The organism is Rhizobium sp. 2MFCol3.1, assembly GCF_000377565.1.
GTDB lineage: Bacteria > Pseudomonadota > Alphaproteobacteria > Rhizobiales > Rhizobiaceae > Rhizobium.
The window spans coordinates 167,377-193,655 of sequence record NZ_KB898360.1; the positions used below are offsets into that span (position 1 = coordinate 167,377).

A 26,279-nucleotide genomic window follows, 5' to 3' on the forward strand; every position below is an offset into this window, starting at 1 on the left:
TGGAAGAAACAGGATTGATCCATCAAAAGCCGGCTACAATGCCGAACAAGCCGAGACTAAGCCAATGCGCCGTTTCCTGCCCGATACTTTCACGATCCTCCTGGTCTGCACGGTCATCCTTGCATCGATCCTGCCGGCAAGCGGCGCCTTCGCGCACTACTTCGGCACGGCGACAACAATCGCGATCGCGCTCCTCTTCTTTCTGCACGGCGCGCGCCTGTCGCGCGACGTGGTGATCGCCGGCCTGCTGCACTGGCGGCTGCATCTCGTCATCCTGCTCACCACCTTCGGCATCTTCCCGCTGCTCGGCATGGGTCTCGGCTTCATCCCTGAAACGATCCTGCCGCATTCGCTCTATCTCGGCATTCTCTTCCTCTGCGTGCTGCCGTCGACGGTGCAGTCGTCGATCGCCTTCACCTCGATGGCCGGCGGCAACGTGCCGGCCGCGATCTGCTCGGCCTCGGCATCGAACATCTTCGGCATGTTCCTGACCCCGCTCCTCGTCGGCCTGCTCTTCTCGGTCGGCGGCCATGGCGGCTTCTCCTGGGATGCGTTGCTGCAGATCTTCACCCAGCTGCTGCTGCCCTTCATCGTCGGCCAAGTGCTGCAGCCCTGGATCGGCGACTGGATCCGCGCCAAGAAGAAGATCCTGATGCCTGTTGATCGCGGCTCGATCCTGATGGTCGTCTACCTCGCCTTCTCGACCGCCGTCGTCGAGGGTCTGTGGCACACCTTCTCGCTATCAGACATCGCCGTCGTCATCGTCGCCGACATGGTTCTTCTGGCGCTGGTCCTCTGCGCCACCACCTTCGGCAGCCGCCTGATGGGCTTCAACGAAGCCGACCAGATCACCATCACCTTCTGCGGCTCGAAGAAGAGCCTGGCGAGCGGTGTTCCCATGGCCAACGTCATCTTCGCCGGCCAGGCCATCGGCGCCATCGTCCTGCCGCTGATGCTCTTCCACCAGATCCAGCTGATGGTCTGCGCCGTCATCGCCCAAAAATACGCCGCCGCCCACCACCGCCGCGCCACCGCCGCCGAAGTGGAACAGGCCGCCAACCCGGCGTGACCAGTCGCGCCGCCGATGCGGCGTGACCCGACGCGCCGCCAACCCGGCGTGTCGAACAACAAAAAAAGCGGCGCCCCGTGGGGACGCCGCTTCGTTGCCATATCCTGGGAGGGATTGGTTCGTTGGTGACTTAGTTGGTAACCTGGGCCTCGATGGCCTTCGGCGCGCTCACCGGCTCGGCGGCGATCGCGATCTTGCGGGGCTTCATGGCCTCGGGAATGCTGCGAAGAAGGTCGATGTGAAGCAGACCGTTCTTCAGCGAAGCAGCCGTCACCTCGACATGGTCGGCAAGCTGGAAGCGACGCTCGAAGGTGCGCTTGGCGATGCCGCGATAGAGGAATTCGGAGCCTTCCGCATTGTCTTCATTCTTCTCGCCCTTGACGGTGAGAGCATGGGCCTGCGCTTCGATCGAGATTTCGGTTTCGTCGAAACCGGCGACGGCCATGGTGATGCGGTAGGTGTTTTCACCGGTGCGCTCGATATTGTAGGGCGGGTAGGTCTGGCCCTGGTCGGGCTGGCCCAGGCTGTCGAGCATGGTGAAGAGACGGTCGAAACCGACCGTGGAACGATAGAGGGGAGAGAAGTCTACGTGACGCATGATGTCCTCCTGAGGAAGCGACTGATTGCGATAAATTGCCCCAAAAACCCCTTGATCGGCAGCTTCGGGACGGTCCCGCGGACCCGTTCTGGCGTCCGCTACCATGAGATGGGTATGGCTTTTTCGGACTTCAAGACCCTTTCTGAGAGCCGCCCACAACCACCGAAAATCCGCGGCCAGCCACCGTGAACCGCGCATGAACACCCGGTTCGGCATCCGTTCAGACGCGCGGGCCTAAAGATTGCGCCATCGGGTTACACTGGCTCGATGGCTGGAGTGTATCGTCCCTTCGTCTTCAGCCCGATCTCCGGCCGGCACTGCGCTCCCCTCAGGTCCCGCATGCCGGCCACTTTTTTTGCGGGCGCGGACGACGCGCATCTCGGGAACGCTTTTTTCTTTGATTTGACAGGCCGATCGCCTATCCGCTTTACTTCTATCCCGAATCCTTTCGAAGGGCGCGCGCTGACGGCTATGGAACAGGTTCTGTTTTCGACACCCGGCAATCCGGTTCCGGAAAATCGCACGGAAGGCTACTTCGAGACGCATGACGGCCTGAAGCTGCGCTACGCTGTCTTCCGCTCCCAGGCATCCGTCGCCAAGGGCACCGTGGTGCTGCTGCACGGGCGCAACGAATTCATCGAGAAATATTACGAGACGATCCGCGACCTGACCGACAAGGGCCTCTGGGTCGCCACCTTCGATCTGCGCGGCCAGGGCAATTCCGACCGCATGCTGAAGAAGCGTCATTACGGCCATGTCCGCCGCTTCATCGATTACGAGCACGACCTGGATACCTTCCTCGAGAAAGTCGTGCTGCCCGATACCCGCCTGCCCTTCTATCTATTGGCGCATTCGACCGGCGCGCTGATCGCGCTGTCGGCCGCTCCTTATCTGACGACGCGCATCGAGCGCATGGTGCTGACGGCGCCCTTCATCGGCCTCTCGGGCCAGGCCGCTTCGGCGGGCACCATCCGCTGGCTCGCGTCCGCGGCCTGCGCGCTCGGCCTCGGCTCGCACCCGCTGTCGCGCAAGCTCAGGGAAAAACCCTTCCGCGACAATCCGCTGACATCGGACGAGGTCCGCTTCGAACGCAACGTCGCGATCGCGCAGGCAAATCCCGATCTGACGCTCGGTCCGCCCACCGCGCGCTGGCTGGTCGAATCCTTCAAGACAATCGAGCGCGTGACCGCGCCGAACCACCTCTTTTCAATCACCATCCCGACCGTCGTCATCGCGCCGACGCGCGATACGATCGTGCCTTACATCGCCCAGGAGCGTCTCTCGCGCTATTTCCGCGCCGGCCAACTGGTGCCGATCAACGGCGCCCGTCACGAAGTATTACAGGAACGTGACGTCTACCGGCAGGCAGCACTTGCAGCCTTCCACGCCTTCATTCCGGGCGCGGATGCCGAGGTTTCCGAGGAATTCGAAGGCTTCGGCACCTGAGCCGAAGCGCCTTAGGCGGGGTCCCCCTCCCCTCTCCACCTGTCCGGCATCGCGAAGTTCCGACCGGAGCGATCACATTTTGAGACAAAAATGTAACGCGGTGTTTGAATTTTTACGATTGTAAGATATTAGTTACCCACTTTTTCGATAAGGGCTGAACTAATCACATAGGGGGCACCTGGCGTTGAGGGCGCATTACGTATTGGGACGATCTCTCTTCGGGATCATGATTGTGGGCTTAGCTGCCACGGGCTGCACCAGCACGCCAAAGACGACAGGCAGCATTCAGACGACCAAGCGTCTGCATACCGGCACGCCCGGTAAGGTCACCTACAATTACACGACGGAAGACCGCACCTGCCTCAAGCGGGCGATGTATTTCGAATCGCTGCATTCCGACCACGACGGCTATATGGCTGTCGGCAGCGTCGTGATGAACCGCCTGACATCCCCTGCTTATCCCAAGTCCATTTGCGGCGTCGTTTCGCAGGCCAAGCAGTTCGCCCCCGGCGTCATGACCCGTGAGGTCAAGGCACAGGCGGAGCCCGATCTCAACGCTGCCGCCGACGCACTCCTGAAGGGTGAGCGCAATCCCGCCGTCAAGGAAGCCATGTTCTTCCATACCGACGGTATGAAGTTCCCCTACGACAACATGCACTACGTGACGGTTGCCGGCGGCAATGCCTTCTACGAGAAGCGCGGCGCCGATGGCGAGCTGCAGACCCCTTCGCCGCTCCCCGCCTACGAAGTCGCGATGAATTTCGTGCCCGCTCACAGCCAGATGGCGGCACAGTTCGAATTGCTGACGCCAGCCTCTGCGCCGGCCCGCGAGCCGATCCCGATGGCCGAAGGCGTTGTCGAAACCGCCTACGAAGCACCGGAAAGCGTGCCCGTCCCGCAGGCCGCCCCCATGCAGACGACCGCCGAAGCGGTCCGCATGGAAGAGCCGCAGGTTCAGCAGGCACAGGTGCAGCAGGGCCAGATACAGCAGGGACAGGTCCAGACCGCCCAGCTTCAACCGGCCCAGGTTCAGCAGCAGTTCCAGCAGGCTCGTTTCCAGCAGGTTCAGCCGCAGCAGGTCCAGACCAAGCAGCAGCACGTACTGCAGGTTCCGGTCCAGCAGGCCTATGTCCCGTCCGAGCCGGCGCCTGCCGCCTTCGAGGCCGTTGCCTACACCGTCCCGACGGCCGTGGCCGTGCCAACGCCGCGCCCGACGGCCTTCGACACGGCCCGCATGCGCGGCGGCATCGGCGGCTGATCTCAGGCCTCCCGAGACGATCGAACAGAAAAGGGTTCCAGCCTGCCGGCGGAACCCTTTTTCTTTGCTTGTCTGTCTGGACTGTCAGGCCGTCGGCCACGCGTCCCAAACCAATAGCGCGTCATCGCTGACGCGCCGGATCGCGATCGTCAGGCCACTCTCGCCAGAGGCGCCATGCCCCGCGCGCTTCGCTCGTCGCCGACCTTGAACTGTCCGATCAGCTCGAACAATGCGCTCGCCTCCGCCGCCAGTTTGCGGCTGGCAGACGCGGTCTGCTCGACCATCGCCGCATTGCGCTGCGTGTCCTGATCCATCGACATCACGGCCTCGTTGATCTGGCCCAGCGCCTGCGATTGCTCGCGCGCCGCCACAACGATGCCCGAGACGTTGTCGTGCACCTGCAGCACCCGCGTCGCGATCGCCTCCAGTGCCGCACCGGTCTTATCAACAAGCGCCACCCCGTCACGAACCGACGCCTCGCTATCATGGATCAGCGCCTTGATCTCCTTGGCCGCATCGGCCGAACGCTGCGCAAGCTGCCGAACCTCTTGTGCCACGACCGCGAACCCCTTGCCGGCTTCCCCGGCACGCGCCGCCTCGACGCCAGCGTTCAGCGCCAGGAGATTGGTCTGGAAGGCGATATCGTCGATGACGCTGACGATGCCGGCGATCTGGGTCGAGGAACGCTCGATCCGCGCCATCGCGTCCACCGTCTGCTTGACGACATCGGCGGAATCCTGCGCGCTCTTCGTCGTATCGTCGACCAATCGACCGGCATCCGCCGCACGGCGCGCAGAATCCGATACGGTGGTGGAAATCTCGGTCACCGCCGCTGCGGTTTCTTCCACGGACGAAGCCTGCGATTCCGAACGGCGGGCGAGATCGTCGGACGCCGCACTGATCTCGCGCGTTCCCGATGCGATCTGCGTCGCGTTCCTGGCGATCGCCTGCATAGCCGACCGCAACCGGCCAATCGAAGAGTTGTAATCGGTGCGCAGCGTCTCCAGCGAGGCGATGAAGGGCTTTTCGATCGTCTGGTCCAGATCGCCATCTGCCATCGCCTGCAGGCCAACGGCGAGCTCCTTGACGGCCCGCACCCGCTCGCTGACATCGGTCGCGAACTTCACGACCTTGAACACCTTGCCGCTCATGTCGAAGATCGGGTTGTAGGAGGCCTGGATGAACACCTTGCGGCCGCCCTTGCCGATACGCGCGAACTCGTCGGCGGCGAATTGCCCGGCCGCCAGGCTGCGCCAGAATTCCTTATACTCGGCGCTCTCGGCATAGGCCGGATCGCAGAACATCGAATGATGCCGCCCCCGGATTTCCTCCAGCGTATAGCCGAGCGTCTTCAGGAAGTTCTCGTTGGCCGTCAGGATATGGCCGTCGGGCGTGAACTCGATCGTTGCCTGCGCGCGCGAGAGCGCATCGAGCTTGCCGGCATCTTCCGCGCTCTTCAGCTTCGTATCGGTAATGACGGTGGCGAACTTCACGACCTTGTAGGGCGTGCTGCCCTTGAAGACCGGATTGTAGGAGGCTTCGATCCACACTTCACGCCCGCCCTTGCCGATGCGCTTGTACTGCCGGCGATCGAATTCGCCCTTGTTTAATTGCTTCCAGAACGCGGCATAATCCGCGCTCTTCGCCTCTTCCGGCTCTACAAAGATGCTGTGATGCCGCCCGACGATCTCGTCGGCGCGGTATCCCATCGCCTGACAGAAGTTCTCGTTGGCGAAGAGGATGTTGCCTGCCATGTCGAATTCGATCACGGCCTGGGAACGGCTGACGGCATCAAGAACGGCCTTGGCGCCGGTCGCGGATCCGAAAGAAAAAAGCTGCATTATAATTTGCCTCAAAACCGAAATGCGGACCGCCGGAAAGGCAAAGATCCAGAATAGTCATTTCAGCGGCAAGATTTGCAGCGAATTCTTTCCGTTCGATTAATGTTCATCCCATGCGGGCATCTTGTGAGACAAGTAACCGCATGATCCAGCAGAAGAAACAACCATCGCGACGCAGAGCTGCCGCACAACAACCACTGCTGTCAAACATCGCCTATGGCCAACAAAACCAGCCCTGATCCCGTTCGGTTTTGCGCAACCCTCAGTTTAGCGCCGCAGGATCGCCACCGCCGCGTCATAGACCGCCTGGCTGCCGGCGGCGATGATCGAGCCGCCATTCTCCGGCCGCCCGCCATCCCAGGTGGTGATGATCCCGCCCGCCTTCTCGATGACCGGAATGATCCCGCCGACATCGTAGGGCTTCAGGCCGTTTTCGACCACGAGATCGATATGCCCGGCCGCCAGAAGCGCATAGGCGTAGCAATCGGTGCCATAGCGGAAGAGCCGCACCTGGCTCTCGATCTCGCGATACCGATCCATCTCGGTGCCCGTAAACAGATGCGGCGAGGTGGTGAACAGGATCGCATCGGAAAGCCCGGCGCAATCGCGCACCTGAAGCTTCCGCTCGCCCTCGGGACCGGTGTAGTAGGAGCCGCTCTCATCGGCGAAATAGCGCTCGCCGGTAAACGGCTGCTCGATCATTCCCATGATCGCCCGGCCGTTCCTGTAAAGGCCGATCAGCGTGCCCCAGACGGGAACGCCCGAGATGAACGCCCGCGTGCCGTCGATCGGATCGATCACCCATACATGCTCGCGGTCGAGCCCGACATTGCCGAACTCCTCGCCGAGAATGCCGTGCTCGGGAAAATTCTGTTCGATCAGCGCCCGGATCGCCACTTCCGCTGCCCGGTCGCCCTCGGTGACGGGGTCGAAGCCCGACGCCAGCTTGTTTGTCACGCCGGTCCCGGAGCGAAACCGCGGCAGCGTCTCGGCTTTGGCGGCTTCCGCGAGGCGATTGAAGAAGGTGCGATCAGGAAACATGAGGGACATCCGTGTGAGACCGTCGATGCTGCTTTCCATAGCCGAAAAGGCTCATTTTGCAAACGCAAGCAGCAATTTTTAGCCGGCTGCACATATTTTGCGCACCGCAATAAAATGATTGACAATTGTGCACTGCAATAGTAGCGTCTCCTCACAGTCTTCTGACTGTAAATACCCTCCTTGGGTGTTTCCTCCCTAGACTTGGACCGCCGCAAGGCGGTCTTTTTTTGTCGGGTTGGAAGCAGGCCGGAACCATCGCAGGCGCGGAGACACGAAAAACCCGCCGCCGCGACAGGCAACCTACCGCAACTTCACGACAGCAATACTGCGTTGGAATACCACGCGATCAGACGCGCGCGAAAAAACCGCCTACTCCGCGGCCAGCGCCGTATCGCCGGCGAACTTGGCGACGTAGTCGGCCATCTGGCGCATGAAGGACGTGATCGCGGCGGCCACGAGCGGGAAATCGGCGCGCCGCTCGAGCGTCACCTCGTCGACATAGATCGAGCGGTTGACCTCGATCTGCAGCGCGTGCAGGCCGCGCGAGGGGCGGCCGTAGTGCTCGGTGATGAAGCCGCCGGCATAGGGTTTGTTGCGGATCGCGGCAAAACCCATCTCCTCGAAGATGCTGACGGCCATGCGCGACAACTCAGCAGAAGCACTCGTGCCGTAGCGATCGCCGATGATGAAATCCGGCCGCGAGGTGGCGCCCGCGACGCGGATATTGCCCGGCATCGAGTGGCAGTCGATCAACACGCCGAAGCCGAACTGCACATGCGTGCGTGCGATCAGCCGGCGCAGAGCGGCGTGATAGGGCTTGTAGACCGCCTCGATGCGATCGAGCGCTTCCTGCACCGGCAGGCGACGCGCGTAGATCTCCATGTTCTCGGCGACGATCCTGGGGATCGTCCCGAGACCGCCGGCCACGCGCAGCGAGTTGATATTGGCGTAGGCAGGCAGGAGCCCGTCGAACATGCGGGGATCGAGCTCGTAGGGCTCGCGGTTGACGTCGAGATAGGCGCGCGGAAAATTGGCGAGAAGCAGCGGCGCGCCGAGCGCGCCGGCCGCCGAAAACAGCTCGTCGACATAATGGTCTTCCGAGCGGCGGATCGAAATCCCCTGCAATCTGGACTGCGCGATGAATTCGGGCGGATAGATGCGGCCGCTATGGGGGGAATTGTAGACGAATGGAATGGTATGCGACGCGGGTTCCCGTATCTCAAAAAGCTCGTACGCGGGAATCTCGTCCACCTGTTTCCCTCTTAACCATGCTGGCAGGCAGCTATCTTGCCCATGTTGCCAGTTGAAGGCCGCCAAGTCCATACTATCTCATGGGGATGACGCTTTGCACAGGCGCTTCACCGGTTGTTTACCGGCCGAAATCTAGTGTAAATGACCAATACTCACGCATAAATTCCACTGATCAGCGGTCTGGATAATGACTCAGAAGATACTTCTTGCAGAAGACGACAACGACATGCGCCGCTTCCTTGTGAAGGCGCTCGAAAAGGCAGGCTACAAGGTCCTGTCCTACGACAACGGCGCCAGCGCATACGACCGCCTTCGCGAAGAACCCTTTTCCCTTCTTCTCACCGATATCGTCATGCCCGAAATGGACGGCATCGAGTTGGCGCGCCGCGCCACCGAGCTCGATCCCGACCTCAAGGTGATGTTCATCACCGGTTTTGCGGCCGTCGCGCTCAACCCTGATTCGAAGGCACCGAAGGACGCGAAGGTCCTTTCCAAGCCTTTCCACCTCCGCGACCTCGTTGACGAAGTCAATAAAATGCTTGCGGCCTAAGGGTTCTGTGGGCGCATGTCACAAATCTGAAAAAGGCCTATTGACGGCCAAATAGGTTTGTGGTCTATGCGCCGACATCGGATGGGCGTGTAGCTCAGCGGGAGAGCACTACGTTGACATCGTAGGGGTCACAGGTTCAATCCCTGTCACGCCCACCATCCAGATTAGACTGAATAGTCAAGGGCTTAGCGAGAAATCGCTGAGCCCTTCTTCGTTTCGCCAACCGGCGATCCAAAGCGCGCAACCGACGCTCCGTCGGCGGATCATACTTCACCCGGCGACGCGGCCCGCGCCGATCCGCCAGCTGCGACCCGGCACCGACCCACCCGCTTCAAACCCTGTCCACACCCCAACCTCGTTCAGAATCCATTAAGCCAACCAATGCCATCTTCTGGGCATGTTGAGTGGCTATCGAGCCTCTCGATCTTAACGGAGACGCATGCGAATGAAGAAGATGGCTCTGTACGCCGTGGTTGCCGCAACCACGTTCAGCAGCGTCCTGGCGACCACCGCGCCGGCAATGGCGCAGTATTACGACCGTCGCCCGCCGGGCTATGGTTACCGCGACCAGCCGCCACCCCCGCCCCCGCGCCGCCACCATCACAACAATGATGGCGCCGTCATCGCCGGTGGTCTTGCGGCTGGCGTGATCGGCGGCCTGATCGGCGGCGCGATTGCCAACGGCAATTCCGGCCCGCGCTACATTGATCCGCCACCGCCGCCCCCGCCACGCTGCTGGTTCGAGGATCGCCAGGTGCAGAACGCCTATGACGGCGGCTACCACATGGAAAGCATCCGCGTCTGCCGTTAACGATGTCGGGCATTGTGCCCGGCACCAAAGCAGCAACCACCGCCCCGGTCTCCGGGGCGTTTTGCTGTCAGGTCTGGCGCAACACAGGCGCTGAAACGAAAAGAGGCCCGGCGTTTCGGCCGGACCTCCTCATGTCGTGCGAACCGCGCAAGCGCTTATTCGTGGATCGTATAGGAGCCCATTTCGCAGAGGTTCTGCGTGTCGGTGGTCGTGTCGAGGTTGGAGCCTTCCTCGAACTCGAACTTCATGTCGTATTTGCAGACGTCGCGACCGTCGCCGATGGTGATGTCCATGCTCTCGCCCGGGTTCAGCACCTGCTTGCCGAAGACGTCGTCTTCCCACTCGTTGACGCCAACGGGCGAGGTATAGAAATTGGTAAGCACCGAGTTGGTGCCGTTCTTCAGCGTGAAGACCAGGTCTTCCGCGTGCGAGACGCCTGCAAATGCCAGAAATGCGATGGCGGAGACCGCCGACAGCGTGATGTTTCTCATGTTTCCCCTCAAAACGCCCCACACGGGGCGCGACGGTCTTATTATCGGATGAGCATATGTAAAAGTGGTTTCGGCAGCCATTTCTGGTGGCTTTTCTTGGGCTGCGAAGTTGTGTGCCATGACATTGAAAGTCTAGCGTGCTGACCAATTTCGAACACAGTAGAATGTCATGGCCTCGGTGCTGTGGCGACAAGCTTTAGGCATGACGAGGTATTGAAATGAAACTGGTAATCCTGACCGCCGGCGCACTTCTGTCGGCATCGATCGCGCAGGCAGCGGGCACGGCACAGCAGAACTTTCCAGGCGCCCCCGGCGCGCTGACGCTGGCCGGCCGATGCAGCAAGCTTGTCGTCGGCAAGGTCGACGTGTCCAAGCCCTGCCAGAACGAAATCGCCAGCGTCACGCTGGTCAACGGTCAGGTCACCTTCATCTTTTCCGCCGAAGGCAAGATGCTCGGCTTTCAGGGCGACGGCACCAAGATCAAGCCGGCATCAGCAGGCAATGTCACGCTGCCGCTCGATATGGTGGTGACGGGCGCCGGCCAGAAGATGACCGGCCAGGTCAAGGTCTCGGGAAGCTGCACGCTCGGCAACCCCTATGACGGCAAGCCGGTCGCGATCGAGTGCAGCGCCAAGAGCACCGACACGGCCTTCTCCGCCGTCTTCAAGACCAACGGCAAGGCGCCGAAGCAGAAGTAAGCCTAGACGATCTTCAGGCGCACCAGGCGCCCTTGCCCGGCTTGCGTGCCAAGCCTTCATCCACCAGCTGCGCGCCGATCGAGCGGCCGTCGCGCGAGATGACGCGGGGTGCTGCCCCCTTGTCGGGCTGGCCGGCGGCGTTCATCGAGAACGATCCGGCATTCAGAAGATTGAGCAGCCGGAGCTTGGCTGCGAAGCCGGCCTTGCGCTCGCCGTCGCAGCGCGCATTGTCGATGCCGGGGCTGACGATATCGGCGATCACGATCTTCTCGCCCTTGTACCAGAAGGTGCTGCCGTCGGCGACGCAGTTGATATGCTCGCCCTGCCCGCAATAGCCGAAGGCAGCCTTGGCGGATTGCGTCTGCGCCGGTGAAATGGACGCTGGCGAGATGGAAACGGGCTCCGCCCTCTCGGAAGCGGACCCCTTGGACGATGGGATCGGCACGGCCGCCGGCGGGATGATCTTGGAGACCGGCGCGATCGATGCCGTCTGCCTCGGTCCCGTGTCACGGCTCGTATCCTTGATGGCCTCACGCACCGCATCGCGCTCGCGTGTGTTCTTCGCCACGCTGACCGGCCGCGAAGCCGAAGGCGCATGCGAGGCGAGCAACGGCTTCACGCTCTTCCAGTTGTCGTAGACGGCGATGCCGCCAAAGGCGAGCGCACCCACGACCACCCAGGGAAGCGGGCTGCCGCCTCCGCTCTTCCTCGCTCCCGCCCGCGAGCGTGTCGATGTCTTGCGGCGTGTCGCTGTCTTGGCCATGGCGTCCCGATTCCCGTGATGGCCGATTATCGCCGCGCAATCCTTTCCGAAAGGTTGGCAAGCGGCGTTTGCCCCCGGCAAGTTTCGCCTCGCACGTTACCTTTGCCCCCGCCGCCACATCATCGCGCCATTTGCCGGCTAGTGCCCTCCGCTCACGTTTGATTGAAGGCGCCGGTCGCCGAAATCGCTGGCATGGCCTGACCCCGCTCCCCATCTGAGGCGCGATCGCTGCGACAGCGATGATGGAAAAGCCACGATGGCTGCTGAGAAGAAGTAAACGCATGACGCGACGATATCTGAGACTTCTGAAGTGGCCGGCAGGCCTCGCGCTTGGCGCCATGCTCCTGGTCCTCGGCCATGCCGGCATTGGCCAGCTCACCGGAAATTTCCACGAAGTCATCGCCGGCGAGCTCTACCGCTCCGCCCAGCCGAGCGGCTCCGACATTGCCACCTATGCCGATACCTACGGCATCAAGACGATCGTCAACCTGCGCGACGAGGAGCGCACCGACTGGTACCGCAATGAGGCGGCCGCCGCTGAAAAGGCCGGCATCACTCTCATCGATTTCCCGATGTCCTCGTCGAAGCTATTGCCGATCCCCGAAGCCGAGCGCCTCGCCAAGCTGATGGCGGATGCACCCAAGCCGCTCCTCATCCACTGCGAACACGGCGCCAACCGCACGGGCCTCGCCTCCGCGATCTATGTCGGCGCCGTCGGCAAGCTCAGCGAGGCCTTCGCCGAATTCCAGCTCAGCCCCTACTTCGGCCACTTCGCCCTCCCCGGCATCGGCCGCTACGAACTCACCCGCTCCTGGGACGCCTTCGAGGAAACGATTGGGTTTTGACGCGCACCGAGTGTGGCGCCTTCGGCGCCGCGCACGGCAATCAACCTGATCGCCCGCCATTCGCTCTCATGCTTCATGGTGAGATCAACGGGCACGGTATTTACGGTCATCTATCTCTCTCGCTATCTGGTGGATTCAGTTCTTGTCGGAGCCCTTGTCGTCGCTCGTGATCGGCCCCTCGCGCGACAAATCTCCGCCCGTCACATGCGCGGGCACATGGATGTCGTGGTGAACGCCCGGCGTCAGCGTCAGGTCCACCTGATGCGGCGGCATCACCTGGGCGGTCTTCATCCGGTTCGGCTTTGCCCGTTTCATGCGGTCGGCCGCCTGCGTGCGCTTGTCGGGAATATGGGTGTCTGGAACGTGGCTATGGGTCGGCATGGTCGTCCTCTCCCTTCTCGTTACACTCTTCGCTTTACACTGGCTCCGTTTCCCGACCGCGCGCCGAGCGCGCCGCGACCAAAGTCGGCGGCCCATCGGCGACACATCTGTCGGGCAACTGAGGACCTAACGACCGGAGGCCCGGATGGTTCCCGAGAAAAGCGATCGCGCGCGCCAGCCCGATCTTGACTGAGCCGCGAACTTGACTATCTCTGTGGACATCCCGCGGCCTCAGACATCGGCCGACGGGCAACCTGGTGCCGGGCCCCTCTGGCGAGAGTTTTTACGGCGCTCTCGTGATGTCGGTACCGCCTGCAGATAAGCCGGCGGATTTTCATTCGATGAAAAAGCACACCATGCCTTACGCGCATGCCCGTTGTGGTATGTCGCGTTTCTTCAGCGTATCCACGCTCTCAAACAGCGCTGACAGTGGGGAGGTTCGCTCATGAGCACCCCCACCAAGACGAAATCGACACTCAGCTACTTCACCTGGTCCTTCATCGTCACCGCCGTCGGCCTGGCGCTCGGCGCAGCACTTGGCTGGCAGACGACCGGCACCATCGGCGGCATGGCGACCGTCTTCTTCATTTGTACGGTGCTTGCCGTGCTCGAAATCTCGCTCTCCTTCGACAACGCCATCGTCAACGCCAACAAGCTGAAGGAAATGACGCCTGAGTGGCAGCATCGCTTTCTGACCTGGGGCATCGTCATTGCCGTCTTCGGCATGCGCATCGTCTTCCCGCTGGCGATCGTCGCCATCGCGGCCCAGATCGGCCCATGGGAAGCGCTGGTTCTCGCCGCCCGCGAGCCTGCCGAATATGCCCGCATCATGAACGACGCGCATCTGCCGATCGCAGCCTTCGGCGGTACCTTCCTGATGATGGTCGGCCTCAACTACTTCTTCAACCATGAGAAGGAGGTGCACTGGATCGCCGGCCTCGAACGCATGATGGCCCGCTCGGCCACCATCAAGGGCATCGAGATCGCCTTCGTGTTGGCCCTCATCCTGGTCTTCTCCTCCTTCCTGCCGGAAGCGGAAGCCAGCACCTTCGTCCATAGCGCCATCTATGGTCTTCTGACCTTCCTCGCGGTCGAGGTCGTCGGCGGCCTGCTGGATGCCTCGCAAAAGACGATGAGCGCCGCCGCCAAGGGTGGCCTCGGCGCCTTCATCTATCTCGAGGTGCTCGATGCCAGCTTCTCCTTCGACGGCGTCATCGGCGCCTTCGCGCTGACGCAGAACCTCTTCGTCATCGCCATCGGTCTCGGCATCGGCGCCATGTATGTGCGCTCCATGACGATCATGCTGGTGGAAAAGGGAACGCTGGCCGAATACCGCTATCTCGAGCACGGCGCCTTCTACGCCATCCTGATCCTCTCGGTGATCATGTACGTGCAGACGCTGTATCACATCCCCGAAGTCATCACCGGCCTCGGCGGCGCCACCCTGATCGGCATCTCGCTCTGGTCTTCCATCCGCTACAACAGGAAGGAACAGGCCGAAGAGCAGGCGCATGGCGAGACGCATGCGCAAAAGGAGCAGCAGGTTCAGGCGCAGACCTGAGCCGAGCGCTCCTGACGACTGGCACGCGGCCACATCGTCCTCACCCCTCATCCCGGCCTTGTGCCGGGATCCAGCAGCGTCGCGTCCGCGACGCTAAGAGGCTCTTTCCAACCCAAGGACTTGGGTTGGCTGGATCCCCGCCACGAGGGCGAGGATGAGGAGGAGAATGCGCCCCCATCTCAGGCAAAAAAAATAAAGCCCGCGACCGAGAGGTTGCGGGCTGTTTCATTTCAGGCGACCAATCACCGCCTCTAGCTTGCAGGCTTAATGATTGATGCGGCCGAACAGGCTCGGATCGATCCCAAGCTTGTTGAGATCGCGCTCGCGGGGGCGGCGGCCGGACTGGACGGCGGCGCTGGCGGCATTCGCGGCACCGATCATCGCAAAAGCGCGGCCAAGCAAGCCATCACGAATCGACTGACGGAAGGACATTGTCTTTCTTTCTCTAGCATATGATTGACTGCTCACATATGGGCGCGCGAGGTGGGAACCACAACCGCCGGGATTTCAACCCAGCCATGCGGGAATGGATGTGCGGACGTTGTAGATAGCCCCAAAAAGCAAGACCCCAGTCAGTAGCCCCCTCACCCTACCCTCTCCCCGAGGGGAGAGGGGAAGAGACCGCAGAGGGTGCCGTTTTTCCCTTCTCCCCAGCGGGGAGAAGGTGCCCGAAGGGCGGATGAGGGGGCTCCTGGCGCTGAGGTTCAAACAACAATATGTCTCAGCCGCACCGCCAACCTCACATCACCTCTCCCGGCAACGCCGCCGCCTGCAATATCCACCCCTTCAGCAAGGCCGCATCAAACCGCTCATCTTCATGCAGATGCACATACCGCACTCCCTCCTGCTTCGACCCGACAGGCGGCAGCGGAACAAGCGAGGCGCCCTTGAAGAACGTCACCTTGATATACCGATCGAAGCAGTGAAACGCCAGGAACCAGCCGCCTCCCGCGGCGCCATAGAGCGGCGTGTTCCACTTCACCGCCTTGCGCAGATCGGGAACAAGCCCGGTTATCAGCTCATCGAGTTCCTTCCCCACAGCACTCTTCCACCCCGGCATCGCCGCGATATATGCCTGAACCGGGGCATCCCCTTCCCCCTTCGGTATCTGCGGATTGCCGCCGGACAAAAGCTTGGGCGCGCTCATCAGTTCCTCCCTGGTTGCTTCCCCGACTTTAGCAACAGCGAGTGGAAATGTCCGCTCCGCCCGCAAACCCACGCGCCTAACGCCCCGCGAGCCGACATCCCGATAGCCGCGCGCCCACCGCAATGCTATGAGCGACCACCCCCAACCATGGATCGCCCCGATGCCAGACGCCTCGACATTCCTCACCTTCCTCGCTGCCCTCGCGGTGCTGGAGATCACGCCTGGACCCGATGCTGATCATCGCGCGCGGTGTCGGACAGGGGCGCAAGGTGGCCGTGCTGACGGTCGTCGGCAATATCTTCGTGGCGGGCACGATCCAGGTTGCTCTTTTGGTTCTGGGGCTGGCGTCGCTGTTGGCGGCCTATCCTGCCGCCCTGCAGATCCTGCAATGGGCAGGCGCGATCTATCTTCTCTATCTCGGCGTCAGGATGATCCGGGGCAGCTTCAAGAACCACGCGACTGGCGCGCCAGAGGCCAGGCCGGTTTCCGGCTGGAAAGCCGTACGCGAAGGCGCCATCAACAGCCTGACCAACCCCAAGTCCCTGCTCTTCATGTTCACCTTCCTGCCGCTCTTCGTCGATCCCGAAGCAGGCCCGGTCTGGCTGCAGCTCCTCGTTCTCGGCTCGATCCAGAAACTGATCGGCGTATTCTCGCTCGGCGGCGTCGCCCTTGCCTCGGGCTCGGTCGGCAAATTCCTGAACCGCTGGCCGAAACTCCTGGCATGGCAGGAACGCTTCACCGGCATCGTGATGGTCGGCCTCGGCATCCGCCTTCTCCTGTCAGGCAGCCCTTCGCCGATGCCCTCGGCGGCACGGTAACGCCGGCCCGCCGCCCCAAGCACAAGGGGCGGCATTCTTCGGCCCACCCCTAGCGCAGCGCCACGTCGGCCTTCCCGGCGTTGAGGGCCGCCTCGAAAAGCGACTTCCCATCCCCGCCCATCCACGCATCTAGCGACGTCAAGAGGCCAAACTCCCGCTCGAGTGCCGGGATATCAGCCACGCCGGCAAGCAGACCGTCGTCCACCAGTTCGGCGAGACGTTTCAGGAAGGGGTTGCTGTCGAGCAATTCATCGGAAAAGCGCCGGTAAGTGATCGGCTGGCCCGCGGCTTTGGTGAAAGCGCGCGAGAGGTCCTCACCCGTCACGGATGCGCTGGAAAGCTCGATCGCCCTGCCGCTGTACCTGTCGGGAGCCATCAGAATCTCGGCGTTGATCCTGCCCAGGTCTTTGACGGCGATCATCTGCATCAATTGATCCGGCCGCATGAAGAAGGTGAATTCGCCCTCGGGCAAACCCATCCCGGGCAGCATCATCATTTCCATGAAGCTTGCCGGCCGGGTGATCGTGGTTGCCATTGGCAGGCCTCGGACATAGGCCTCTATTTCCGATTTGCTGTCGAAGTGACCCATTCCCGTCGGCCCTTTGCCTGCCCCGCCGCCGGAGGAATAGACGAGATGCCGAACGCCGTGCCGCAAAGCGCTGTCGGCGATCGCCTTGCCCTGATCGACCTCCTGCTGATCGCTGACCTCACCGCCGGGAGAGCTGGTCTGAACGCTGAAAACACCGCCGATGCCGGCCATGGCTCGATCGATCGAGTCGGTATCGAAGAGATCGCCTTTCACCAAAGCAATCCCTTCGCCGGCCAAGGCCTTCGCCTTCGCACTATCCGGGTTGCGGACGAAGGCGCGGACAGTCCTGCCCTTGGCCCTAAGCGCGCGCGCCACCGCGCCGCCCTGCTGACCGGTCGCGCCGAAGACGAGAAATTCGGAATTGTCGTCCATGATAGTTACCTTTCGTAAGCTTCAATAGTTACTATCTGGAATTATTTGAAATCCGGCACAAGACGGCACATGTTTGGGCCTCAGGCACATGATGATAACCATTGAAGGAGCCAATTCATGCAGCGTCACATCAATGGCCGCCCCGTCATCGAAACCGCGCGCGGACCGGTTCTGACCCCTTGCGCGCCCGGCAGCGTCTTGGTCCGCCTCGGCGACAAATGGACGATTCTCGTCGTTTCGATGCTGGCTTTGTCACCCGATGCACCGATGCGCTTCGGCGCCATCCGACGCGGCATTCCGGACATATCGCAAAGGATGCTGACTCTGACGCTCCGCAACCTCGAGCGCGACGGCCTCGTGGCACGCCATTACTATCCCGAGGTGCCGCCAAGGGTGGAATACGAACTGACGGAACGCGGCAAATCCATGCTGCCGCCCCTGGCCGCCTTCACAGGCTGGATCAGGGATACCTGGCAGGATATCGAAGCCTCCCGGATTGCCTTCGACGAGGCTCAGCGAAGCTGAGCAGCATCACCCCCATGGACTTCCCCCGCCCCCGCCATACCTACCCCTCCCGGAGGTAACCCATGGCCGAAGTCCTGCTATTCCATCACGCCCAGGGCCTGACATCAGGCATCCACGTCTTCGCCGATCACCTGCGCGATGCCGGCCATGTCGTGCACACGCCTGATCTCTTCGACGGCCATGTCTTTTCAAGCATCGACGAGGGCATGGCTTATATCCAGGCGACCGGTTTCGATGCGCTGCGCGAGCGCGGCGTCAGGCTGGCTGACGACCTGCCGGCCGAGCTTGTCTATGCCGGCTTCTCCTTTGGCGTGGTGCCGGCGCAGCAGCTGGCGCAGACGAGGCCCGGCGCGCGCGGCGCGCTTCTGTTCCACGCCTGCCTGCCGATATCGGGCGAGTGGTCCTTCGGCCCTTGGCCGGAGGGCGTGCCGGTGCAGATCCATGCGATGGATGCCGACCCGATCTTCATGCGCGAGGGCGATATCGATGCCGCCCGCGAGATCCTGGAGCATGTGAAGGACGCGAGCCTCTTCCTCTACCCCGGCGATCAGCACTATTTCGCCGACAGCTCGCTCCCCTCCTGGGATTCCGACGCCGCCGAAGTGCTCACCCGCCGCGTCCTCGATTTCCTCCGACACGTCAACGGCGCCGGCGACGGGCTGCCGTAAACAGAAACGGCCGGCGGATGTGTCCATCGCCGGCCGCAAGTCTTGGGGTTTGGGCAGTCTTTTTCTTTGTCTGAGGCGCCTCAGTCTTCGCTGGCCGCCATCTGTGTCAGCACATCGCCGCGCCCGCGCAGGCGAAGGATGAGCGGCAGGATCAGCGCCAGGGCCGCGAGGCCAAGCAGGACGGCGGCGATCGGCGATTGCACCAGCGTCGTCACATCGCCCTGGCTGATGGCGAGCGCCCGGCGCAGCTGCTGCTCCGCCAGTGGTCCGAGGATCAGGCCGACGATGACGGGCGCGATCGGATAATCGAAGACGCGCATGACATAGGCGATCAGCCCGAACACCAGAAGCATCCCGAGTTCGAACACCGAGGGATTGGCGCCGATCGTACCCAGCGTCGCAAACACCAGGATGCCGGCATAGAGCCAGGGCTTCGGGATTGTCAGCAGCCGTACCCACAGCCCGACCAGCGGCAGGTTGAGCACGAGCAGCATCAGGTTGGCGATGAGCAGCGAGGCAATCAGGCCCCAGACGAGCTGCGGATTGGTGGCAAACAGCAGCGGGCCCGGTTGCAGGCCATATTGCTGGAAGCCGGCAAGCATGATCGCGGCCGTTGCCGAAGTCGGCAGGCCGAGCGTCAAGAGCGGCACCAGCGTGCCGGCGGCCGAGGCGTTGTTGGCGGCTTCCGGGCCGGCGACGCCTTCGATCGCGCCGTTGCCGAACTCTTCCGGATGCTTGGAGAGCTTCTTCTCGGTCGCATAGGAGAGGAACGTGCCGATCTCGGCGCCGCCGGCCGGCATGGCGCCGATCGGGAAACCGATGACCGTGCCACGCAGCCACGCCTTCCAGGAGCGTGCCCAGTCCTGCGCCGTCATCCAGACAGAACCCTTGATCGCCTCGATCTTGTCGGGGGCCGACGCGCCCTGTGCTGCGATGAACAGCGTTTCGCCGATCGCGAACATCGCCACCGCCATCGTCGTCACCTCGATGCCGTCGAGGAGATCCGGAACGCCGAAAGAAAGCCGGTTCTGGCCGGTCAGCTGGTCGATGCCGACAAGCGACAGCGCGAGACCGATGAACAGCGAGGTGAGGCCGCGAAGCGACGAATTGCCGAAGGCCGAGGAAACCGTAACGAAGGCGAGGATCATCAGCGCGAAATATTCGCGCGGGCCGAAGACGAGGGCGATCTTGACGATCAGCGGCGCGATGAAGGCAAGCGCCAGCGTGGCGATCAGGCCGGCGACGAAGGAGCCGATCGCCGCGGTGGCGAGCGCCGGCCCGCCGCGTCCGGCGCGCGCCATCTTGTTGCCCTCGAGCGCCGTGACGATCGAGGCGCTTTCGCCGGGCGTGTTCAGGAGGATCGATGTCGTGGAGCCACCATACATGCCGCCGTAGTAAATGCCGGCGAACATGATCAGCGAGCCGGTCGCGTCGAGCTGGTAGGTGACGGGCAAAAGAAGCGCCACTGTTGTGGCCGGGCCGATGCCGGGCAGCACGCCGACCATGGTGCCGAGCGTGACGCCGATCAGCGCATAGAGCAGGTTCATCGGCTCCATCGCCGAGACCAGGCCCTGTAGAAGAAATTCGAATGTGCTCATGATGCTACTCTCAGGGCTCCCGTCAATGGATCAGGTGTTCCAGCGGTCCCGCCGGAAGCGAAAGCTGAAGCACAACGGCAAAAAGCCAGTAGATGCCGAGACAGATGACGATGCCGACAGGGATGCTGATCCAGATCCTGCGGGCGCCGAAGCCGGCGGCGGCAAGACCGAACAGCGCGCCGGTTGCGATCGAAAAGCCGAGCGGCCGGATCAGCACCATCTGCGCGACGAGACCGGCGACGACCCAGACCACCGAGCCAAACTCCTGGCGCTCGCGCTCGGGAAAATCGCGGCGGAACGCGGCAAAGACGGTCCAGACGCCCAGGCCGACGAGGACATAGGCGATCCAGTGCGGCACCGTCGCCGGGCCAACCTGCGAATAGCCCGTAGTCTCGTTGAGGCGCGCCACGTCGAAGAAGATGACGGCCGCCATGGCGACCAGCACGGCGGCAATAACAAGCGCCGCCCAATCAGGGCGGCGCTGTTGCGATGTCACTTGGTTTTCGGGGTTCATTTAACCAGTCCGATGTCTTTCAGGATCGTTTCCGTCGCGGAAATGTCCTGCGCGAGCTGTGCTTCGAATTCCGGACCGGCGAGATAGGTGTCCATCCAGCCCTTGGTCTTCAGGTTGTCCTGCCAGGTCTTCGACTTGGCGAGCTTCTCGACGTCAGCGGTCACGGCCTTCTTCTGCTCGTCGGTAAGACCGGGAGCGGCGGCAACCATGCGCCAGTTCTGCAGCACGACGTCGAAGCCGGATTCCTTCAGCGTCGGCGCGTCGATGCCGTCGACCATCTTGTCGGCCGAGATCGCCAGCAGGCGCAGCGCACCGGCCTTGATCTGGCCTTCGAATTCGCCGTAGGACGATACGCCGGCCGTCACCTGGCCACCGAGGATGGCGGCCAGAGCCTCGCCGCCGCCGGAAAAGGCGATGTAGTTGATCTTGGTCGGATCGGCACCAGCCGCCTTGGCGAGCAGGCCGACGAGAATGTGGTCGGTGCCGCCGGCAGAACCGCCGCCCCAGGAAACCGCGCCCGGATTTTCCTTCAGCTTGGCGACGAGATCGGCGACCGTCTTGATATCGGAATTCGCCGGCACGACGATGGCCTCGTATTCGCCGGTCAGGCGGGCGATCGGGGTGACGTCCTTGAGGGTCACCGGCGACTTGTTGGTCAGGATGGCGCCGACCATGACATAGCCGCCAACGAGCAGGGCGTTCGGATTGCCCTTCTGCTGGCTGGCGAACTGGGCGATGCCGATCGTGCCGCCGGCGCCCGGAACGTTCATGACCTGAACTTTGCCGGAAATCTTCTCGCTCTGCAGCGAGGTCTGCATGGTGCGGGCCGTCTGATCCCAGCCGCCGCCGGGAGCGGCTGGCGCCATGATCGAATAGTCGGCGGCATAGGCCGGCAGCGCGATTGCCGCCGCGAAAATGCTGGTCAGAAAAATATGCTTCAAGAGACTGTCCTCCATGAGCGCGGTCTGTGACCACGCATTGTTCTCGATCGGATCAGGAAGGACAGCGCGCATGGATGCGAAAAGGCATCCGAAATATCTGGCGAAACTCCTCCCGAAACTTCCCCTATCCGCCTCCACGGAGTTGAAGTTCGTCAAAAGGGACCACAACAAGCTGTCATTTAGCTGACACCCCGCGCTTATCCAGTCAGGACGGACACTTTTTTGCCGCAATTCGAATTCGGGCCAGAAGCAGCGGATTTTTGATCCACGGCGGGAACCCTTGTCGCCCTTCGACGTTAGGCTGATGTAATAGGGGAATTTGCGCCATGAGCACGCACATCGACATCAACCAGATCAACGACGACCGCCAGAATGACCGCTTGCGGGAAGTGTGGAGCGTTGCCGATTTCTCGCGCCGTCACCGGCTGGAAAAGGAAGAGGAGCAGCGTCTTCTCAAGCTCTTCGGCTCCTTCGCGACGAAGCAGGAACTGCTCTCGAACGCCCAGCGCCCCTGCCGCTTCCGCTGAAAAGCGGAGCGTCGCGCGAATAGGTCAAAACACCCATCCCCGGTGAATACCGCGGGCACGCTATCGAGCGGCCCGCATATCCGGCATCATCTCGACGCCGAAGCTGACCTACTTTCACATCAGACAAACGAGAATTTAGACAACCGCCCTGCGGCTCACGACGCCAGTGGCATCAGGAAGCGCGGCGAGATCAGCGATTTGCCGAAACGGATCGCGGCCGCGTAATCGAGCGCTTCCGATACCTTCTCCGGCCAATGCGGCTTGGAGACGACGCCAACGGCGCTGCGGCTGTTGCGCACCATCTCGGGATTGCCGGTGACGAAGACGACGGTCACGCCATGCTCGCTAGACAAACGCTCGGCGATCGCGGGGCCGGTCACGCCATCGGCAAGCTGAACATCCACCAGCGCCACTTCCGCCTGCTCGGCAAGCTCCAGCGCTTCGTCCAGCGTTCGGGCCGGGCCGATGACGGTGTGACCGAGATCCTCGACGATGGATTCGAGATCAAGCGCGATCAACAATTCGTCTTCGACTATAAGAATATTCATGCGGTAGTGCCCATATCTGTGGAATGCATGCCAGCCTGAAACTCGAAAACGCGTGACGCCGCGATTGGTTCCCGACCTTTCCAATTTCCTAATATGGAGCCCGAGGGTTAAAAGAATAGTAGCCGCGCCATACCAATTTTGGGCTTTAAATGTTCAATACAAATCCCGCATGTCCCGGCAAAACCGATGAAATCTCGCGACAATATACTTATGCAACCCAGCCGATATAAATGCGCCAAAACAACACGCCCAGCGCTTAGCTGCCGCTGATCCAGCATCTACTGCGTGCGCAGCACCTCGTTCCAATGCGCAATCAGCCGCGCCCGCTTCACCTGGTCGAGATAGACCATCAGGCCCGGGCTGACAGGAACGGGCCTCAGCTGCGCGCCGAGCAGTGCCTGCATGGTGTTGGCGGTGTTTTCGCCAGTCACCTCGGGGCTGACGGCGGGGATCTGCAGCTCGCGCGCCATGATCGTCTGCCCCTCCTTCGACATGAAGAAGGAGAGGTAGCGCCGCCCGAGCTCCGGATTGGCCGCCGCCTGCGGCACCAGCCCGATCCGGGACATCACGACCGTATAGTCCTTCGGCAGCACGATGCCGACTTGCGGGTTACGCTTGGCCCAATCCGCCGCATAGGAGCCCAGAATATTGTAGCCGAGCACGAAGCGCCCGTCCGACACCCGCTCCAGGATCGCCGAACTCGTCGAATAGAGCTTCACCCCGGCCGCTCCCATGGCGCCGATGACCGACCAGATATCGCCGAACTGCTCCTGGTCGCGCGCCATGAACAGGAAACCGACGCCGGAGCGCTCGATGTCATAGGTGCCGATCCGCCCATGCACCGCATCGCCCTTGCGCTTCAGATAATCGACGAACTCGGCGCGCGAGCTCGGCGGCTGTTCGTTGACGAAGCTCGGCTTGTGATAGACGAAGACGGCGGGCTCGAACGTCAGCGCATAGGCGGTGTTGCGCCAGTTCGCCCATTTCGGCCAGATCCCGCTCATCGGCAGGTTGCTCGGCTGCGCATAGCCGTCGTTGGAAAGCTTCACCTGCAGGTCCATGGCCGACGAAAAGGCGAAATCCGCCGTCGGCTTCCCCGCGTCCGTCTCCTGCACGATGCGATCGTAGATCTCCCCGGTCAGCATGTCCTCGTAGGTGACGGCGACGTCGGGGTTTGCTTCCTGAAATCCGCGGATCATCGGCTGCGCCAGCGGCTCGTCGAGCGAGGAATAGACAACGAGCACGGGTGCCCCGGCATTGCCCGACACAGCCGGATAGAAAATCGGCTCCGCCAGGGCCAAGCCCGGACAGAGCAACATGAACGCAAGTAGTGGCAGTCTCCTCATGCGATGAGAATGCATGACTGCGCGATGAGGCACAAGTGAGCACCACCCGCGCTATCCAGCGGCGCGCGATGCTGCACATGCTCAATGCCCGCCCAAAGGCGTAACCGTCGCGCGCGACAATCAGCGCCAAAGACGTTAGACTTCCCGCGACCCAGTTGCCTATCACGCGGAGGCCGCATTGGAGCGACGACTGACAGCCATTCTCGCCGCCGATGTCGTCGGTTATTCGAGGCTGATGGGCATCGACGAAACAGGCACGCTGAAGGCCTTCAACCGTCACCGCGTCGAGCTGATCGAGCCGGCGATCCTTGAATATGGCGGCCGGGTGGTGAAGCTGCTCGGCGATGGCCTGCTGGTGGAATTCGGCAGCGTCGTCAACGCGGTCGCCTGTGCCGTCGAAATCCAGCGCGGCATCGCGCTCGGCAATGCTGAGGTGCCCGAGGAACGCCGCATCCGCTTTCGCATCGGCGTCAATCTCGGCGATGTCATCGTCGAGGGCGGCGATATCTTCGGCGACGGCGTCAATGTCGCGGCAAGGCTCGAGGCCGTGGCGGACCCCGGCGGCATCGCCGTCTCCTCCTCGGTCCGCGACCATGTCGGGGCCCGTCTCGACCTGCGTTTCGAGGATCGCGGCCGTCAGACGCTGAAGAACATCGAGCAGAAGGTCCACGTCTACGCCGTTCTCGTCGATCTCCCTGATCAGAGCACGGGCGTGGCCTCCGAAACGCCCACCGCAGGCACGCGCTCCATCGTCGTGCTCCCCTTCACCAACATGAGTGGTGATCCCGACCAGGAGTATTTCTCCGACGGCCTGACGGAAGACATCATCACCGACCTTTCGAAGATTTCGGGCCTGCTGGTCACCCCGCGCAACACCACCTTCGCCTACAAGGGCCGGGCCATGAAGATCGGCCAGATCGCCTGCGAGCTGTCGGTTCGCTACGTGCTGCAGGGCAGCGTGCGCACATCCGGCGGCCGCGTGCGCATCAGCGCCCAGATGATCGACGCCTGCAACGAGGACCATCTCTGGGCCGACCGCTACGACCGCGACCTCACCGACATCTTCGCCATCCAGGACGAGATCGCGCACGCTATCGTCGGCCAGCTGAAGGTCAAGATGCGCCCGGAGGAAGTGCGCGCACTGGAAAGCGACCCCACCACCAATGTCGAGGCCTACACCTACTATCTGCGCGGCCGCAAATTCGCCCGCACCATGACCATGTCCTATTTGATCATGGCAAGGCGCATGTTCTACAAGGCGGTCGAGCTCGATCCAAATTATGCCCGCGCCTATGCCGGCATCGCCGATTGCGACAGCGCCCTTTACATCTGGTACGCAGCCGAGCTGCCGATCGACGAGATCCTCGAGATGACCGCCAAGGCGCTGGCACTCGACCCCAATCTCGCCGAAGCCCACGCCGCCCGCGCCATCGCGCTCCATCACGCCGCCCGCGACGGAGAAGCCGACATCTATTTCGCCCGGGCGCTGGCACTCGACCCCAATCTCTTCGAGGCCAATTTCCACTTCGCCCACCGCTTGTTCAAGCGCGGCCAGTTCGAGGACGCGATCATCTACTTCGAGCGCTCCGCCAGCCTCTACGGCGATGACTACGTCTCCCCGGTCCTGCTCGCCGCCGCCTTCCGCTCGCTCGGACTTCCCGAGGACGGTCGCAAATGGGCCGCCGAAGGGGCGGTCCGCGCCGAACGCGCCGCCGAGCAGAACCCCGGCAACTCCGCCCCTGTCCACCGCGCCGCCCTTGCCTACGCGCAGATCGGCGACGACAAGCGTGCCGTCTCCTGGATCAACCGCGCGCTCGCCATGGACCCGCACGACGTCATCACCCGCTACAACGCCGTCTGCGTCCACGCCTTGCTCGGAGAAACCGACCGCGCCGTCGAGCACATGCAGCAATTGCTCCCCAACAGCTCCTCCTACCAGATCGGCTGGTTCGAAAACGATTCAGACCTCGACAACATCCGCTCCGACCCGCGCTTCATCGAGCTGATGGCCGCCATCGCGCAGCAGTGAAGCCGTAAAAAGCGCATCGTGACATCGCCAGCGCCGCCCTGTAGTCTCCGGCG

27 protein-coding genes, 1 tRNA gene and 1 pseudogene are annotated in these 26,279 nt (G+C 62.4%); 14 read left to right on the plus strand and 15 right to left on the minus strand.

Translation table 11 applies throughout. From position 1 onward, the window contains the following. The first annotated feature begins 64 nt into the window (after positions 1-64). Entirely contained in the window at positions 65-1,069 is a 1,005-nt protein-coding gene (locus D460_RS0116955) for a bile acid:sodium symporter family protein (protein WP_018899771.1), read from the plus strand. A gap of 130 nt (positions 1,070-1,199) precedes the next feature. Here D460_RS0116955 and D460_RS0116960 read toward each other — a convergent pair whose 3' ends face one another. Next, positions 1,200-1,667, minus strand: a complete 468-nt coding sequence (locus D460_RS0116960) for an Hsp20 family protein (protein WP_018899772.1) — start codon at positions 1,665-1,667, stop codon at positions 1,200-1,202. A 471-nt stretch (positions 1,668-2,138) separates the two neighbouring features. Between D460_RS0116960 and D460_RS0116965 the strand changes: the two genes are divergently transcribed. Continuing rightward, positions 2,139-3,113 (plus strand): alpha/beta hydrolase, encoded by a 975-nt coding sequence (locus D460_RS0116965; RefSeq protein ID WP_018899773.1) that lies wholly within the window; start codon positions 2,139-2,141, stop codon positions 3,111-3,113. A 226-nt stretch (positions 3,114-3,339) separates the two neighbouring features. Beyond that, positions 3,340-3,936: pseudogene (locus D460_RS36795) on the plus strand (cell wall hydrolase); the annotation flags it as partial. Between the two features lie 584 nt (positions 3,937-4,520). Here the strand turns inward: D460_RS36795 and D460_RS33225 are convergent. The 3 genes from D460_RS33225 to D460_RS0116990 all read right to left on the minus strand — a co-directional run bounded on the left by D460_RS33225 (position 4,521) and on the right by D460_RS0116990 (position 8,504). Then, positions 4,521-6,212, minus strand: coding sequence for a PAS domain-containing methyl-accepting chemotaxis protein (locus D460_RS33225; protein ID WP_018899775.1), 1,692 nt, complete (start codon positions 6,210-6,212; stop codon positions 4,521-4,523). A gap of 267 nt (positions 6,213-6,479) precedes the next feature. Beyond that, a complete protein-coding gene (hisN, locus tag D460_RS0116985; protein WP_026283246.1) occupies positions 6,480-7,253 on the minus strand; it encodes a histidinol-phosphatase in 774 nt (257 codons plus the stop codon). A 369-nt stretch (positions 7,254-7,622) separates the two neighbouring features. Beyond that, positions 7,623-8,504: an N-formylglutamate amidohydrolase gene (locus D460_RS0116990; protein WP_018899777.1), complete on the minus strand. Its 882-nt coding sequence runs from the start codon at positions 8,502-8,504 to the stop codon at positions 7,623-7,625. 187 nt (positions 8,505-8,691) lie between these two features. Between D460_RS0116990 and cpdR1 the strand changes: the two genes are divergently transcribed. From cpdR1 to D460_RS0117005, 3 genes are all read left to right on the plus strand, one after another. Continuing rightward, a complete protein-coding gene (cpdR1, locus tag D460_RS0116995) occupies positions 8,692-9,054 on the plus strand; it encodes a response regulator CpdR1 (protein ID WP_003542883.1) in 363 nt (120 codons plus the stop codon). Between the two features lie 83 nt (positions 9,055-9,137). Continuing rightward, positions 9,138-9,212, plus strand: a tRNA-Val gene (locus D460_RS0117000). 287 nt (positions 9,213-9,499) lie between these two features. Beyond that, positions 9,500-9,865, plus strand: coding sequence for a hypothetical protein (locus D460_RS0117005; RefSeq protein WP_018899778.1), 366 nt, complete (start codon positions 9,500-9,502; stop codon positions 9,863-9,865). Positions 9,866-10,020: 155 nt separating this feature from the next. Here D460_RS0117005 and D460_RS0117010 read toward each other — a convergent pair whose 3' ends face one another. Then, on the minus strand, positions 10,021-10,356 hold the full coding sequence (locus D460_RS0117010; RefSeq protein ID WP_018899779.1) for a hypothetical protein: 336 nt from the start codon (positions 10,354-10,356) through the stop codon (positions 10,021-10,023). A gap of 218 nt (positions 10,357-10,574) precedes the next feature. Here D460_RS0117010 and D460_RS0117015 point away from each other — a divergent pair, with 218 nt between their 5' ends. Continuing rightward, positions 10,575-11,054, plus strand: coding sequence for a hypothetical protein (locus tag D460_RS0117015; RefSeq protein WP_018899780.1), 480 nt, complete (start codon positions 10,575-10,577; stop codon positions 11,052-11,054). A gap of 13 nt (positions 11,055-11,067) precedes the next feature. On the opposite strand, the gene D460_RS0117020 is transcribed toward D460_RS0117015, so the two are convergent. Next, entirely contained in the window at positions 11,068-11,817 is a 750-nt protein-coding gene (locus D460_RS0117020) for a hypothetical protein (protein ID WP_018899781.1), read from the minus strand. A 281-nt stretch (positions 11,818-12,098) separates the two neighbouring features. Here D460_RS0117020 and D460_RS0117025 point away from each other — a divergent pair, with 281 nt between their 5' ends. Then, positions 12,099-12,662, plus strand: a complete 564-nt coding sequence (locus D460_RS0117025) for a dual specificity protein phosphatase family protein (RefSeq protein ID WP_018899782.1) — start codon at positions 12,099-12,101, stop codon at positions 12,660-12,662. Between the two features lie 135 nt (positions 12,663-12,797). Here D460_RS0117025 and D460_RS0117030 read toward each other — a convergent pair whose 3' ends face one another. Beyond that, positions 12,798-13,043 carry a hypothetical protein gene (locus D460_RS0117030; RefSeq protein ID WP_018899783.1) on the minus strand — a complete coding sequence of 82 codons (246 nt, stop codon included), beginning with the start codon at positions 13,041-13,043 and terminating at the stop codon, positions 12,798-12,800. Between the two features lie 445 nt (positions 13,044-13,488). Here D460_RS0117030 and D460_RS0117035 point away from each other — a divergent pair, with 445 nt between their 5' ends. After that, positions 13,489-14,604: a DUF475 domain-containing protein gene (locus tag D460_RS0117035; RefSeq protein WP_018899784.1), complete on the plus strand. Its 1,116-nt coding sequence runs from the start codon at positions 13,489-13,491 to the stop codon at positions 14,602-14,604. A 264-nt stretch (positions 14,605-14,868) separates the two neighbouring features. On the opposite strand, the gene D460_RS36430 is transcribed toward D460_RS0117035, so the two are convergent. Then, on the minus strand, positions 14,869-15,036 hold the full coding sequence (locus tag D460_RS36430; protein WP_018899785.1) for a hypothetical protein: 168 nt from the start codon (positions 15,034-15,036) through the stop codon (positions 14,869-14,871). A gap of 307 nt (positions 15,037-15,343) precedes the next feature. Then, positions 15,344-15,751: a DUF1801 domain-containing protein gene (locus tag D460_RS0117045; RefSeq protein WP_037111546.1), complete on the minus strand. Its 408-nt coding sequence runs from the start codon at positions 15,749-15,751 to the stop codon at positions 15,344-15,346. A 230-nt stretch (positions 15,752-15,981) separates the two neighbouring features. Between D460_RS0117045 and D460_RS33230 the strand changes: the two genes are divergently transcribed. Continuing rightward, positions 15,982-16,569, plus strand: a complete 588-nt coding sequence (locus D460_RS33230; RefSeq protein ID WP_018899787.1) for a LysE family translocator — start codon at positions 15,982-15,984, stop codon at positions 16,567-16,569. Between the two features lie 49 nt (positions 16,570-16,618). Here the strand turns inward: D460_RS33230 and D460_RS0117055 are convergent, their stop codons facing one another. Beyond that, positions 16,619-17,530 (minus strand): NmrA/HSCARG family protein, encoded by a 912-nt coding sequence (locus D460_RS0117055; protein WP_018899788.1) that lies wholly within the window; start codon positions 17,528-17,530, stop codon positions 16,619-16,621. 117 nt (positions 17,531-17,647) lie between these two features. Here D460_RS0117055 and D460_RS0117060 point away from each other — a divergent pair, with 117 nt between their 5' ends. Next, positions 17,648-18,055 (plus strand): helix-turn-helix domain-containing protein, encoded by a 408-nt coding sequence (locus D460_RS0117060; RefSeq protein ID WP_018899789.1) that lies wholly within the window; start codon positions 17,648-17,650, stop codon positions 18,053-18,055. Positions 18,056-18,117: 62 nt separating this feature from the next. Beyond that, positions 18,118-18,723, plus strand: coding sequence for a dienelactone hydrolase family protein (locus D460_RS0117065; protein WP_018899790.1), 606 nt, complete (start codon positions 18,118-18,120; stop codon positions 18,721-18,723). 80 nt (positions 18,724-18,803) lie between these two features. Here D460_RS0117065 and D460_RS0117070 read toward each other — a convergent pair whose 3' ends face one another. Genes D460_RS0117070 through D460_RS0117080 form a run of 3 tightly spaced genes read right to left on the minus strand, consistent with a single transcriptional unit; the run spans position 18,804 to position 21,776 of the window. Then, positions 18,804-20,321 (minus strand): tripartite tricarboxylate transporter permease, encoded by a 1,518-nt coding sequence (locus tag D460_RS0117070; protein ID WP_018899791.1) that lies wholly within the window; start codon positions 20,319-20,321, stop codon positions 18,804-18,806. Between the two features lie 22 nt (positions 20,322-20,343). Then, positions 20,344-20,835, minus strand: a complete 492-nt coding sequence (locus D460_RS0117075) for a tripartite tricarboxylate transporter TctB family protein (RefSeq protein WP_018899792.1) — start codon at positions 20,833-20,835, stop codon at positions 20,344-20,346. Beyond that, a complete protein-coding gene (locus D460_RS0117080) occupies positions 20,832-21,776 on the minus strand; it encodes a tripartite tricarboxylate transporter substrate binding protein (RefSeq protein WP_026283248.1) in 945 nt (314 codons plus the stop codon). Before D460_RS0117080 ends, D460_RS0117075 begins: the two co-directional genes overlap by 4 nt. A 326-nt stretch (positions 21,777-22,102) precedes the next feature. On the opposite strand from D460_RS0117080, the gene D460_RS0117090 reads away from it, so the two are divergent. After that, positions 22,103-22,303 carry a hypothetical protein gene (locus D460_RS0117090; RefSeq protein ID WP_018899795.1) on the plus strand — a complete coding sequence of 67 codons (201 nt, stop codon included), beginning with the start codon at positions 22,103-22,105 and terminating at the stop codon, positions 22,301-22,303. Positions 22,304-22,458: 155 nt separating this feature from the next. Here the strand turns inward: D460_RS0117090 and D460_RS0117095 are convergent, their stop codons facing one another. Further along, the gene (locus tag D460_RS0117095; RefSeq protein ID WP_280637054.1) at positions 22,459-22,935 is read right to left on the minus strand and encodes a response regulator; all 477 of its coding nucleotides are present in this window, start codon (positions 22,933-22,935) and stop codon (positions 22,459-22,461) included. A 194-nt stretch (positions 22,936-23,129) separates the two neighbouring features. Beyond that, positions 23,130-24,197: an ABC transporter substrate-binding protein gene (locus D460_RS0117100; RefSeq protein WP_196809345.1), complete on the minus strand. Its 1,068-nt coding sequence runs from the start codon at positions 24,195-24,197 to the stop codon at positions 23,130-23,132. A gap of 178 nt (positions 24,198-24,375) precedes the next feature. Here D460_RS0117100 and D460_RS0117105 point away from each other — a divergent pair, with 178 nt between their 5' ends. Then, positions 24,376-26,226 (plus strand): adenylate/guanylate cyclase domain-containing protein, encoded by a 1,851-nt coding sequence (locus D460_RS0117105; protein WP_018899798.1) that lies wholly within the window; start codon positions 24,376-24,378, stop codon positions 26,224-26,226. Positions 26,227-26,279: the final 53 nt, after the last annotated feature.